This window comes from Chryseobacterium takakiae, assembly GCF_900129385.1.
GTDB classification, from domain to species: domain Bacteria; phylum Bacteroidota; class Bacteroidia; order Flavobacteriales; family Weeksellaceae; genus Chryseobacterium; species Chryseobacterium takakiae.
The window spans coordinates 277,328-290,153 of the sequence record NZ_FQVO01000001.1; the positions used below are offsets into that span (position 1 = coordinate 277,328).

The 12,826-nt window shown below is 35.6% G+C and carries 15 protein-coding genes; 4 read left to right on the forward strand and 11 right to left on the reverse strand.

Translation table 11 applies throughout. The features are described from left to right. The first annotated feature begins 109 nt into the window (after window positions 1–109). Window positions 110–424, forward strand: coding sequence for a DUF4286 family protein (locus BUA76_RS01305; RefSeq protein ID WP_072882888.1), 315 nt, complete (start codon window positions 110–112; stop codon window positions 422–424). A 273-nt stretch (window positions 425–697) separates the two neighbouring features. On the opposite strand, the gene BUA76_RS01310 is transcribed toward BUA76_RS01305, so the two are convergent. The 5 genes from BUA76_RS01310 to BUA76_RS01330 form a co-directional block, all read right to left on the reverse strand. Then, window positions 698–883 (reverse strand): hypothetical protein, encoded by a 186-nt coding sequence (locus tag BUA76_RS01310; RefSeq protein ID WP_072882891.1) that lies wholly within the window; start codon window positions 881–883, stop codon window positions 698–700. Window positions 884–1,013: 130 nt separating this feature from the next. Beyond that, on the reverse strand, window positions 1,014–1,526 hold the full coding sequence (locus tag BUA76_RS01315; RefSeq protein ID WP_083573124.1) for a DUF421 domain-containing protein: 513 nt from the start codon (window positions 1,524–1,526) through the stop codon (window positions 1,014–1,016). A 118-nt stretch (window positions 1,527–1,644) separates the two neighbouring features. Then, window positions 1,645–1,779, reverse strand: coding sequence for a bacteriocin-like protein (locus BUA76_RS01320; RefSeq protein ID WP_072882896.1), 135 nt, complete (start codon window positions 1,777–1,779; stop codon window positions 1,645–1,647). A 122-nt stretch (window positions 1,780–1,901) separates the two neighbouring features. Then, window positions 1,902–2,804, reverse strand: a complete 903-nt coding sequence (locus BUA76_RS01325) for a carbohydrate kinase family protein (RefSeq protein WP_072882899.1) — start codon at window positions 2,802–2,804, stop codon at window positions 1,902–1,904. Window positions 2,805–2,818: 14 nt separating this feature from the next. Beyond that, on the reverse strand, window positions 2,819–3,817 hold the full coding sequence (locus BUA76_RS01330) for a LacI family DNA-binding transcriptional regulator (protein WP_072882901.1): 999 nt from the start codon (window positions 3,815–3,817) through the stop codon (window positions 2,819–2,821). 377 nt (window positions 3,818–4,194) lie between these two features. Between BUA76_RS01330 and BUA76_RS01335 the strand changes: the two genes are divergently transcribed. Continuing rightward, entirely contained in the window at window positions 4,195–4,611 is a 417-nt protein-coding gene (locus tag BUA76_RS01335) for an NUDIX domain-containing protein (protein ID WP_072882904.1), read from the forward strand. A 33-nt stretch (window positions 4,612–4,644) separates the two neighbouring features. Here BUA76_RS01335 and BUA76_RS01340 read toward each other — a convergent pair whose 3' ends face one another. Then, entirely contained in the window at window positions 4,645–5,349 is a 705-nt protein-coding gene (locus BUA76_RS01340; RefSeq protein WP_072882906.1) for a DUF4294 domain-containing protein, read from the reverse strand. Between the two features lie 51 nt (window positions 5,350–5,400). Here BUA76_RS01340 and chrP point away from each other — a divergent pair, with 51 nt between their 5' ends. Both chrP and rpe read left to right on the forward strand, forming a co-directional pair. Then, complete coding sequence (chrP, locus tag BUA76_RS01345) at window positions 5,401–6,474, forward strand: chryseobasin maturation metalloprotease ChrP (protein ID WP_072882908.1); 1,074 nt, start codon at window positions 5,401–5,403, stop codon at window positions 6,472–6,474. Between the two features lie 326 nt (window positions 6,475–6,800). Then, entirely contained in the window at window positions 6,801–7,451 is a 651-nt protein-coding gene (gene rpe, locus BUA76_RS01350; protein WP_072882911.1) for a ribulose-phosphate 3-epimerase, read from the forward strand. Between the two features lie 312 nt (window positions 7,452–7,763). Here rpe and BUA76_RS01355 read toward each other — a convergent pair whose 3' ends face one another. The 5 genes from BUA76_RS01355 to dnaX all read right to left on the reverse strand — a co-directional run bounded on the left by BUA76_RS01355 (window position 7,764) and on the right by dnaX (window position 12,737). Beyond that, on the reverse strand, window positions 7,764–8,180 hold the full coding sequence (locus BUA76_RS01355) for a nucleoside-diphosphate kinase (RefSeq protein ID WP_029293064.1): 417 nt from the start codon (window positions 8,178–8,180) through the stop codon (window positions 7,764–7,766). Window positions 8,181–8,514: 334 nt separating this feature from the next. Continuing rightward, window positions 8,515–9,441, reverse strand: a complete 927-nt coding sequence (gene rsgA, locus BUA76_RS01360) for a ribosome small subunit-dependent GTPase A (RefSeq protein ID WP_072882914.1) — start codon at window positions 9,439–9,441, stop codon at window positions 8,515–8,517. A gap of 109 nt (window positions 9,442–9,550) precedes the next feature. Beyond that, window positions 9,551–10,630 carry a chorismate mutase gene (locus BUA76_RS01365; protein WP_072882916.1) on the reverse strand — a complete coding sequence of 360 codons (1,080 nt, stop codon included), beginning with the start codon at window positions 10,628–10,630 and terminating at the stop codon, window positions 9,551–9,553. A 407-nt stretch (window positions 10,631–11,037) separates the two neighbouring features. After that, window positions 11,038–11,358 carry a hypothetical protein gene (locus BUA76_RS01370; RefSeq protein ID WP_072882919.1) on the reverse strand — a complete coding sequence of 107 codons (321 nt, stop codon included), beginning with the start codon at window positions 11,356–11,358 and terminating at the stop codon, window positions 11,038–11,040. A gap of 293 nt (window positions 11,359–11,651) precedes the next feature. Continuing rightward, complete coding sequence (gene dnaX / locus BUA76_RS01375; RefSeq protein ID WP_072882921.1) at window positions 11,652–12,737, reverse strand: DNA polymerase III subunit gamma/tau; 1,086 nt, start codon at window positions 12,735–12,737, stop codon at window positions 11,652–11,654. Window positions 12,738–12,826 lie beyond the last annotated feature (89 nt).

Genomic DNA, 12,826 nt, shown 5'->3' on the forward strand with positions numbered 1-12,826 from the left:
TATGTCTGAAAATTATTTTTTTTGAATTTTTATTAACGGGCTAATTTACGAAAAATTTGCCGATTTTTGCGGTAGAATTTTACTCAAAATATTAAAAAAATCATAAAACATGAGCGTATTAAGTATAACTTTCCACTGTACAAAAAACAATCTGGAAGAATGGGAAAATTATATTGACGAAACATTAATCCTGATGGCTGAAAATTTACTGGATGTCAATAAATATATCCTTTCAGAGGTGCATAGTGATTATATTGATGAAGGAAAAAATTATAATCTCCTGCTGGTTTTTGATAATGATAACCTTAGGGAAGACTTCGTACAAAGTGAACTTAAGAATATTGCAGAACGTGTAGAAGCCAGGTTTGGGACAGAAGTAATGATTTTTAATACTTTTTTAAATCCAAGAAAGACAAGATTTTAAATATAAATAAAAGCCCGGGAAATTTCCGGGCTTACTTTTTATCGTCTGTGCGGTGGTTCCGGCGGCCTTGGCGGAGCCGGCGGCCGCGGAAGACATGAAGAAAGCGCGGCAAACAACGCCAGCGCCAATAACATTTTGGATAAATTTTTCATAAAAACAGTTTTTGTGATTGATATATAGGTATCAAGCGGAATGCCAAATTACAGAAACAGCAGTAATGCTAATAAATGACAAAGCACCGAACACATCGATGCTTTTTATTTTTTTTCATTTTCACCTGTGACGTCCATGTCCTCTGTGATGCCCGTGACCATGGCCATGTCCTCTTTTCTCGTAGATATACACTTTCTTTGCATGTCCCGGAGGCATTCCTCTTCTACCATGATGCTCATGAACAATACATGATGTCATCATCATTACCACTGTTGTAACTCCAACAATTTTAATCAATCCTTTCATTTTTTCACTTTTCAAATTCCTGATTTATGAAACAATGTTGGTGCCAAAAATTGTTTAAAAGTATTAATGAAGCTATTTTGAGAAGTTCTTAACTAAGTCCTTTCAGGTTTTAAGATTAAATTGTGAAAAATTAATGATATTTGCGTTTATATTTACGTTTTATTCTTGTGTAATGGGTCTGTTTGTTTTCTTCATCTTCTGAGATCACACTGATGTTTCCGTCTACCTCCAGAACGGATAATTTAACTTTTTTTATCCCGTCTACACCATGTTCCCTTACGGCTTCATCAAGCTCATCTCTTGTAATTTTTACTTTATTTAATGCTTCCTGATCAACCTTTCCATCTTTAACCAAAACTACAGGATCATCTTCCAGAAAGCTGCTGAATTTTCTATTAGAGAACATTAATCTTTTAACAATAAAATTCGCAATAAAAAGAACAAGTGCAGCTATAAGCCCCCCTTGCAATGAAGTGTTTTCCCCCACCATTGCATTTTGCACGGCATTGGAAATAAGCAGCAACAGGACAACATCTCCTGCATTAAGCTGTGAAAGCTGGTTTTTACCAAAAAGACGGATAGCGATTACCATAAAAAGGTAAACACAAAGGGAACGTACAACGACATCAAAAATAGGATTCACGACAGTCTTAATTATACATCAAATGTATTGATTTTCGTGGTATAATTCTATGTAAGTTTAAGGTGGATTAAAGAAATACAAGTAAATAAAAAAACCGCTTTTCAGCGGTTGTAAGTAATTACGGACATTGTGAAATTTGAGCCTCACTGCAGACAAGCTTATTCAATCTTTCGCAGTACACACAATATTGTTTTGGCTGCCCTCCGTACACGGATTTAAGTTCCGTTTTTGTTAGTTTCTTTAAATTTTTCATATCGTTTAATTTTGTTGGTTCAATATAAAACGAAATATATTCTAAATTATTACAGATTTTCACTTTATTTTTTCATGATTTTCATTTTTTAGTGAAATTTAAATTAGCTTGTTTAAGCAGTTTTATTTAAAATGATTTCTTTTAAATTCTTCAAATTCAGAATAGTTGTAATCAGGGCAGGCTCCTGCTTTAGAAGTAATAAACGCACCAAGCGCCACTGCATTCCTTATTATTTCTTCCTGATCTTTATTGGTAATTCTTTTAGAGATGAATCCTGAAAGAAAAGCATCGCCACTTCCTACGGTATCTGCAACCGTAATCGGGAAGGCCGGGAGTGTGTAGCTTTTGCCATGTACAAAATAGCTTGCTCCTTTACTTCCTTTGGTTAAAACGACTTCATTAACATCAAAATTTTCCTGAATAATCTTAACCGCTTCTTCATCCGTGCGAAATTTTCCTCCCATCAGTTCAATGATCTGCTGCAGCTCTGATTGGTTAATTTTAACAATATCCGCTTTATGTAAAAGTATTTTTATTAATTCCTTGTCAATAAACGGAGGTCTGAAATTAACATCAAAAATTCTAAGCTTTGCTTTATCCAGAAGTTTTAATAAGGTATTTTTTGTCACTTCGTTTCTTGCAGAAAGACTTCCGAACACGAAAGCTTCAGCATTCGATACCCAATCATTATATTCAGGAAGATATTCAATATGATCCCAGGCTACATGATTGATGATTTCATACGTTGCTTCATTATATTCGTCAATTTTTGCGATGACAGTACTGGTTGGGTGATGTTCATCAACCTGTATCAGGTCAGTAGAAATTCCCCAGCTGACGATTTGCTGCCTTAATTTTTCTCCCAGATTATCGTTTCCGGTTTTGCTGATAACCTTTACATCAAGACCCATTTTATGCACATTATATGCCACATTAAAAGGTGCTCCGCCTGCTTTGGAACCTTCAGGAAAGAGATCCCATAATACTTCCCCGAAACATACTATATACGATTGTTTATCTGTCATTGATCAATTTTTTGTCATTTTACTGAATTTCGTTCTACAAATTCCGCTTTAAATGTCGCTCTTTTACCATGGTTTATATAGCTGGTGATCTGGCTGTCCAGAAGCTGTACAGATTCCCGGGCCATTTCTTCCAAAGGTTGGCGAACAAAGCTTACTTCGGTTGGAAAAAGATAATATGCTTCCGTCTCATCAAATGCAACCAATGAAATACTTTCGGGAACTTTAATATTATTATCGATAAGGTAGCGTAATCCGGCGATTCCCAGCTTGTTACTTGAAAAATAAATAGCTGTCTTTTTAGAAAGATCAAGATGATCATTAAGCTGCAGCTGAACTTCTTCGGTAATATTATGAATTCCCGTTAAAATCCTTTTAATAGTAACATTAGAATTTTCGGCTCTTTTCTCAAAACCGTGTTGTCGGTCAAGCAAATGTGGCAGTTCGGTGTCATAGCCTACATAAATAAGCTCATCAAAATCTTTTCTGAGTAAATGATCACAAATCTTTTCTGAGATTTCAAAATTATTGATCATCACTCCCGGAAGGTCTATATTCTTCAGGTATCTGTCAATGGTTACAATAGGATATTCTTCACGGACAAGCCTGTTAATAGCATCATCGGAACCTGTCACCGGGGCAAGAATCATCCCGTCCACCTGCTGTTCGGAAAAAAGCTCGGTAAGTTTTCCGAATTTTTCCGGATTTTCATCACAGCTTCCTATAAGCAGAGTGTATCCCATTTTCATGGCTTCATCTTCAATACTTCTGGCAATATTGGAGTAAAAGTCGTTGGAAATATCAGCTACGATAAGACCAATCAATTTGCTTTTACTCATTTTAAGGCTTTTGGCGATTTTATTTGGGGTATAATTGATTTCCTGTGCAACTTTCAGAATTTTATCCCGGGTTGCTTCGCTAATCCGGCTTCCTTCTTTTTTGTTAAGAACATAAGATACTGTCGCTACCGAAACTCCTGCAATTCTTGCTATATCTTTTATTGAAGCTCGCTTCATAATTTGTTGGCTTTATCGCAAAAATATTCTATTATAGATATAAAAAACAATAGGATTATTTTTTGGTTGTTTGAAAAATAATTGTAGTTTCGCGGATTTATTAAAAGACGATACTAATAAAAGTAAACTTCTGATTTACAATTATTTAATATTTTATTTAAATTACATTTTTTGTTTATTGAATGTAAAAAAAATTAAATCGTTTACATTTAAGGATTATTTTGGTTAAACGTTTATCCTTAAATATAATCAAAAATCAACGTAATTCAAATCAGGAGAAATATATCTAGAAAATTTAAACTTCAATTTATGTTATAAATGATTTCGTTTTGTCTCCTGCTTCATTATTCTTACTTTAGCTATACAAATTATTACATATGATAGATAAGATAAACATTAGAGTCTATGCCTGTGCGGTGAAAGATAATAAAGTTCTGACTTTATTTGAGGAGTATGCAGGTGAACCTTTAATGAAATTTCCTGGTGGCGGTCTCGAATTTGGAGAGGGGCTGATAGAATGTCTGCACAGAGAGTTTGATGAAGAGCTTAATGTTAAAATAGAGATTCTGGAACACTTTTACACTCAGGAAAATTTTATGGTTTCGCGTTTTAGGGAGAACGAGCAGCTGCTGACTGTTTATTACCTCGTGAATATCATTAATGAAGAAGATTTCCTTATTCTTGACCCTTGCATTGAAAAAACTGAATGGATTGATATTGACAGAGCAGACAATCCTTTTGTTCTTCCCATCGATAGAATTGTTTTCGATAAGCTTAAAGAAAAATTCCTGTAATATTTTACAGGAATTTTTCTTTATATTGATTTATTATTTGTAAACTCTGAAATTTGCTGCTCCCGGATATGGCTGCAAATAGCCTGAGTTCCAGTTAGACTGAAGCAGTGATTCAAGATATTCATCCGTTCTGTTGACATGCGGATCATATTTATCTTTAAGGTCTATATCCGCCATTTTACCTTTTACATTCCACCAGAAAGCACTCCAGCCTCCTCTCAACTCTTTTATGATTTCATAAACATTTTTTCCGGTAGCTCTGTTCATAAGCTTTGCAAAGATCTGCCCTTCAGTTGTTGTAAGATCTCTCAATTGTTTTTCATATTGGTCGGCAAGCATATTTTGGCGGTCTTTAATGTATTTTCTTTTTGCTTTGCTATCCAGGTTATTCATTTCGCCCTGAATATCCCTGTATTGTTGCAGGGCAGTTAAAAACAAAGGATAAACTCTATACAGTTTTTTATTGAGAAAATAATAATAGTTTCTGTCCAGTTGATTATTAAATCTTGGCTTATTCAGCAGAACAAGTTCATCCATTACTACTACCGTTTCGCCATTGATCTCGTAAATCTTCGCCTTTTGCCTTTCATCATAAAAATATCTATTTCCAAATTCGTCTACCTTTAAAAGTTCCTGAGGATATTGGCTTAACGGTTTTGCGATTACGGAGTCTCTCTGGCCGAAAACACTTACCCCAAAAAAGAAAAGATAAAGACAAATAATCTTACTAAATTTCATTATTTTTACACCTATTAGAAAGAAACTAAAACGCAAAAATCATTCCTTTTTATGAAATTTGATAAGAAATCCCTTAAGTTTTTAGAAAAATATTTAAATACCTCTTCGCCCACCGGTTATGAGCACGAAGGGCAGAAAGTCTGGATGGATTATATTAAGCCTTATGTTGACAAAATCGAGGTTGATCACTATGGTACATGCTATGGAATTATCAATCCTGAAGCAGAATTTAAAGTTGTCATTGAAGCGCATGCCGATGAAATTTCCTGGTATGTAAATTATATTACTGATGACGGACTTATTTATGTGATCCGCAATGGAGGTTCTGATCAGACAATCGCACCTTCCAAGATCGTACACATCCATGGTGAAAACGGAATTGTAAAAGGCGTATTCGGGTGGCCTGCTATCCATACAAGAACCAATCAGAATGAACCAACTCCTAAAATTGAAAATATATTCATAGATTGCGGTGCAACTACCAAGAAAGAAGTTGAAGATATGGGAATCTACGTTGGCTGTATGATTACTTATCCCGATGAATTCTTTGAAATGAACGACCGTTATTTTGTGTGCAGGGCTTTAGACAACAGAATCGGCGGATTTATGATTGCAGAAGTTGCGCGTCTTTTAAAAGAAAATAAAAAAATGCTTCCTTTCGGTTTGTACATTACCAATTCGGTGCAGGAAGAAGTCGGTTTGTATGGTGCAGATATGATTGCAGATACCATAAAACCTAATATTGCTATCGTTACTGACGTCACACACGATACCACAACACCAATGATCGAAAAGAAAAAAGAAGGCGACCAAAAATGCGGTGCCGGGCCGGTAGTATTTTTTGCACCAAGTGTTCATCACACCATCCGGGAACTGATCATTGAAACGGCAAAAACTAAGGAGATTCCTTACCAGAGAGCAGCAGCAAGCAGAATGACCGGTACAGATACCGATGCTTTTGCGCATTCTAACGGCGGCGTTCCAAGTGCATTGATTTCTCTTCCTCTTCGTTATATGCATACAACTGTAGAAATGGTATCCAAAGAAGATGTTGGAAATGTGATTAAACTGATTTACGAAACGCTGTTAAAAATTCAGCCGGAGATGAAGCTGAAATATCATTAATCGTGAAGACTTTCTTTAATCATCTTGTCAGAAAACCAACCTTTGTATCTGTTATCACAGCACTATATTTTGTATGTATAATTTTTGGTGTCGTATATAAATGGTTTGATCCTCCCAAAATTGGATCTTCCTACAAGATGGTCCTGGAAATGCTTCTCATCTTCAGCATAGTCCCATTGGGATTATTTATAATTGACCGATTGTTGGTAATTAAAATTAACAATATTAAATTAGCGATTATTGAAACCATTATTTTTGGTAGCTTTTTCCTGTATTTGTATTAACTTTTACAGATAAGAATAAAAATAAAGTAAAGTATAAAGTAAATGAAAACGAAGCTTATTGCTCCTTCCCTTCTCGCTGCAGATTTCGGAAACTTACAGAGAGATATTGAAATGGTAAACAACTCCCAGGCCGACTGGTTTCATGTTGATGTAATGGATGGAAGATTTGTCCCTAATATTTCATTCGGGTTTCCCGTGATGAAAACCGTTCAGCAACATGCAAAAAAATTTGTAGACGTACATCTTATGATCGTGGAGCCGGAAAAATATGTAGAAGAATTTATCGATCATGGAGCAGATCTTGTTTCAGTACATTATGAGGCGTGTACACATCTTCACAGAACCATTCATCACATTCAGAGTCTGGGTTCAAAAGCAGGTGTGGTTCTGAATCCCTCTACGCCGGTGCTTATGCTGGAAGATATTATTGCTGATGTCGATCTTGTGCTGTTAATGAGTGTAAATCCTGGTTTTGGCGGACAAAAGTTTATTGAAAATACTTATAAGAAAATTGCTGAAACAAAAGATTTGATTCTAAGCAATAATTCTACCGCACTTATCGAAATCGACGGCGGCGTAAATGTAGATAATGCTGCAAAGCTTTTTGATGCGGGAGCAGATGTTTTGGTAGCAGGAAATGCTGTCTTTTCGGCAGAAAGTCCGGAAAGAACCATAGAACTTTTAAAGATTTGATTTTTTTTAAAATAAAAATGACAAAAAGGCAGCTCAATTGGCTGCCTTTTCTTCTTTGCTAAAAATCAGAGTCTTTATGGTTATTAATTTAAGACCTTTTTACTATGTAATTCTTTATTGAATTATGACGTAAAATTGATGAAATTTTATATAAAAACCATCCGTATAAATACGCAATTTATCATTACGTATTTATACGGAATATCTTTTATCGGTGACGGTTTAAGATTGATTTTCAAGCCTGTAATATGAAGCAAAAAAAAATCCGGAGAATGTTATTCCCCGGATTTGTATTTTTAAGCAATTTTCTAACTAGAAAATCTCTCTTCCTGAAAAGTGAAATCTTGCTTCAATAAGAGCATTTTCGTCAGAATCTGAACCGTGTACGGCGTTTTCACCGATACTTCTTGCAAACATTTTTCTGATAGTGCCTTCTGCAGCTTCTGCAGGATTTGTAGCACCGATTAATGTTCTGAAATCCTCTACAGCGTTATCTTTTTCAAGAACTGCTGCTACGATTGGCCCGGAACTCATGAACTCAACCAATTCTCCGTAAAACGGTCTTTCAGCATGTACTTCATAGAATTTTTTAGCATCAGCAACAGTAAGCTGTGTAAGTTTTAATGCTTTAATTTTGAAACCTCCTTCCGCGATTTTACCTAATATAGCACCGATATGTCCGTCTGCAACTGCATCAGGCTTAATCATGGTGAATGTGATGTTAGACATATATGTATATTTTTTTAATGGCGCAAAAATACAAAAAAAATCGGTTTATTGAATTTTAAAGAAATTTTAACATTAAAATAACATTTGTTAAGAAATTAAAGAATAAAGTTTGGCACAATAATTGTTTCTTATATTGCGATTCTCATGTTTAATTTGAGTTTTCATGGTTATTAGTTTTTACCCAGCTTAGGCTGGGTTTTTTATTTATAGTACTTTCAGCAATTTCTTATCATTTAAAAACAGCCATTAAATGTAACAGCAATAAAACCAACTATTTATTGCTTCATTTTAAATCAATGAACAGTAATATGAATTATTTTCAAAGAAAATTGAATTATTTTTGAGCAGCTTCTTCGGCCTCTTCCATCAGCTTGATATAAGTAGAATATCTTGAATGCTGAATCTCTCCTGATTCCAGGCTGGCAATAACGGCGCATTTTGGTTCGTTGATATGAAGGCAGTTGTGAAATTTACATTCTTCCCTTTTTTTGAAAATCTCAGGAAAATAATGCTGCACTTCTTCTTTTTCAATATCAATCATAGCAAATTCACGCACACCGGGCGTATCAATTACATTACCGCCAAAACTCCAGAAATACATCTGCGCAAAAGTAGTGGTATGTTTTCCTTTAAGATGGGTGTCTGAAATTTCCGATGTTTTTAAATTAAGACCGGGTTGCAAAGCGTTTACCAGAGTAGATTTGCCGCACCCTGAATGGCCGAAAAACACAGAGGTTTTATCATGTAACAGTTCCTGAAGTTCATCAAGATTTAATCTGGAATAGGATGAAATTTCAAGTGTATCATATCCTATTTCATTATAAAGGAATTCTACATCTTTTACCACCTCAATCTCTTCTTCATGAAGAACATCAATTTTATTGAATAAAATAAGCGGAGTAATATTGTAAGCTTCACAACAGGCCAGGAATCTGTCCAGAAATCCTAGGGATGTTTCCGGATGTTTTAAAGTAAATATAAAACATGCGAGGTCAATATTAGAAGCAATAATATGGGCTTCTTTCGAAAGGTTCACGGATTTCCTGATCAGGTAATTTCTGCGGGGTTCTATTTTCGTGATCCATGCAATATCATCCTGTTCCAGCTGAAATTCTACAAAATCTCCAACAGCAAGCGGATTGGTAAGCCTGGTTTTGATAAGCTTGAATTTACCACGGATTCTTGCTTCAAAGATTCTCCCGGTTTCCATTTCCAAAACCTGATACCAGCTTCCTGTAGATTTAATGATTTTTCCTTTCATATATTAACTTACTGCAAATATAAGAAAATAGGGCTAAGAATTCAGGCTAATGTTTTTACCATCTCATGAACTCTCAGCCCCTGAATCACCAAACTTTATAAGTATATGGCTATCTGTCGATCATAATATTATTCTGAACTTCTATTGATTCTTCGTGAATTGTTTTAAATACCTTTTCAATAAACTCTTTAGACATGCCGGTTTCCACTGCTTTTTGCGTTGCGTATTCCGTGATCACTTTCCAGCGTTCCGGCTGAAATATAGCGATATCATTTTCTTTTTTAAGTTTCCCTATCTTTTCGGAGATTTTCATTCTTTGCGATAACAGTTCAATCAGCTGGAAGTCAATATCGGAAATTAATGTCCTGTGCCTTCCCATATCTCCTTCAAAACCTGCAAGATCAGTACTTCTTATTTTAAGGTTGCTTATAAGTTCTGCCAGAACTTCCGGTGTAATCTGTTGGGCAGCATCGCTCCATGCTTCATCCGGATTAGAATGGGTTTCAATGATCGCTCCCTGATATCCAACATTTAGCGCTTCCTGGGTAATGTCTGCCAGGCCGGTTCTGTTTCCGCAAATGTGCGAAGGATCTATCAGCATAGGAATATTTGGAAACTGGCTTTTAAAATCCAAAGCAATCTGCCAGTTTGGGTTATTTCTGTATTTTGTTTTCTGATAGGTTGAAAATCCTCTGTGAATAACACCCAGATTTTGGATATCCTGACCTAAAAGTCTTTCCAAGGCACCGATCCAAAGGGCAAGATCCGGATTTACCGGATTTTTAACAAGGACTGTCTTTTTCGTTCCTCTGAGTGCTACTGCAATTTCCTGAACGGTAAAAGGGTTTACAGTGGAACGCGCCCCGATCCATAAAATATCTACATCCGCTTCAAGCGCAGCAAAAACATGATGCGCATTGGCAACTTCGGTAGCGGTTTTGAAACCGTATTCTTCTTTTACTTTTTTAAGCCAGTTGAGTCCTATTACTCCTACCCCTTCAAATCCGTTTGGTTTTGTACGCGGTTTCCATATCCCTGCGCGGAAGATCGGTACGTGCGCCTGTGTTTCTTTTATTCTTCTTGCTGTTTCCAGCATTTGGGATTCACTTTCTGCACTGCATGGCCCTGCAATCATCATAGGCTGAGGGAAGGTGTCAATCCAGTCGTTGTTCAATTCTTTTAAATTCATTATTCTTACTTATTTTATTTTTTGTTGATATACAGCCATAGCAATTGCATCATAAAGTTACTTTATAATTCTTTCTAAAAAATGCCGTTAAAAATATTAATGGAATCAGGAATCAGGCTGTCGTTCTCCTGTTATTTTTTGGAAAGAAATTCAGTTAGCAATACCAATAATAAAATCGATACTTTTTTTCTGAACTTCTGTAATACACTGTAGAAAAGCTAAAATAACCGCTAAAAAAAGTAGCGGGTCTAAAAACAGATAGAAATGGTTTTACTAAATTTTCCAATTGCTGATCGTTTTGTAATAAGCTTTTGATACATTTTATTTTGCCGAAAATGCATTTTCAGGACAAATATTTAGCAAATATATAAAATTTATTCAAGTTAGGATATCCTGAATTATAAAATTTAAGTAAGATCAAATCGCATAAGATCATCCAAGTCTTTAAGGAGCGGATTTTTTTCAGCGAATTTTTCAAAAATTTTTCTTTTGGTCATCACTTCAATTTTCAGATTTTCAACATCACGCTGGTATACAATCTCAATGGAAAAATTATGGACTTTTGTTTTAAAGTGATTAAAAAACTCTCTTCCCACTTTATCAAATTCCACTTTTGCAGAATCGGAAGGAAAGAAAACGGTAATCTGGTTTTCTGCTGATTTAACGAGCTTGAATGATTTAATGGCATTAAAAACAAAGGTATCTTTCTTTTGCAATTGTTTCAGCAATAGATTCCATTCTGCCTGCAGATCTGTTTCCGTAAAATGATTCTGAGGAAGCGCTTCTGCTTTTACTACAACAGTTTCTTCTTCTTCAGCTTTATCTTCCTTATTTAGAAGGGCACTAATGCTGAATCCTGAAGAAATTACCTTTCTGGTTAAAGGTTTTGTGGTTTTCTTAATTTCTGCTTCCTGAGGAATAGTAGTATCCTGTGTCTTAGGCTGAACAGATTCTTCTTTTTTTTCAATAACTTGTGCAGGAATTTTTATTTCCTGTTTTTCATTGAGAAAAGGAGCTAATATTATAAACTTTTTTTTTTTGAAATATCTGTACCGGCAGTAAGTGAGGACAGCTGCATCAATGCAATTTCTACTGTAAGCCTTGGATTTTTAGAATTTTTGTAGTTGATGTCAGCATGATTGCATATTTCTATGGCATCAATCAGCTGTTGTGCATTCCAGTTTTGTGCCTGCTGAACAAATTTGGTTTTTGTCTGTTCTCCCACTTCAATCAGGTCAATCGTAGAAGTATTCTGAGCCATCATAAGGTCTCTGAAATGATTTCCAAGTCCTGCAATAAAGATATGAGGATCAAATCCTTTTTTTACGATCTCGTTGAATGCAGCAAGTACATCCGGAATTTTACCTTCCTTGGCAAGATCAACGATTTTAAGATACTGATCATAGTCAAGGATATTTAAAACTTCAGCAGCTTTTGCCAAAGTAATGTTCTTTTGTGAAAATGTAGAAAGTCTGTCGAAAATGGAAAGTGCATCCCTCAGTGCGCCGTCTGCTTTCTGAGCAATTAAATAAAGGGCGTCATCTTCATATTGAATATTCTCTTTCTGAGCAATATTTCTAAGATGCCCCTGAATATCTTCGATGGTGATTCTTTTAAAATCGTAAATCTGACAACGTGACAAGATGGTAGGAATAATCTTGTGTTTTTCGGTTGTTGCCAGGATAAAGATTGCGTGGGCAGGCGGTTCTTCAAGCGTTTTAAGAAAAGCGTTGAAAGCTGCTGAAGACAACATGTGGACCTCGTCGATAATATACACTTTGTATTTGCCCACCTGAGGAGCAAAACGCACCTGGTCTATCAGTTCGCGGATATCATCTACAGAGTTATTGGAGGCTGCATCAAGCTCATAAATATTGTATGCAAAGCCGTCTTCTGAAACGGAGCCGTCTTTTTCATTGATCTTCCTGGCCAGAATTCTGGCGCAGGTAGTTTTACCTACACCTCTGGGACCGCAGAACAATAAAGCCTGAGCCAGCTGATTTTCTCCAATCGCATGTTCTAAAGTATCCGTAATATGTGATTGCCCTACAACAGTATCAAATTGTTGTGGGCGATACTTACGTGCAGATACGATAAAATTTTCCATTGGCCAAAAGTAAGAAATATAGTTGTAATTTGAAAATTTTCAATTTCAAGTTATCCACAAAAACTTAGCATTGGTCAATAGGAAAATTT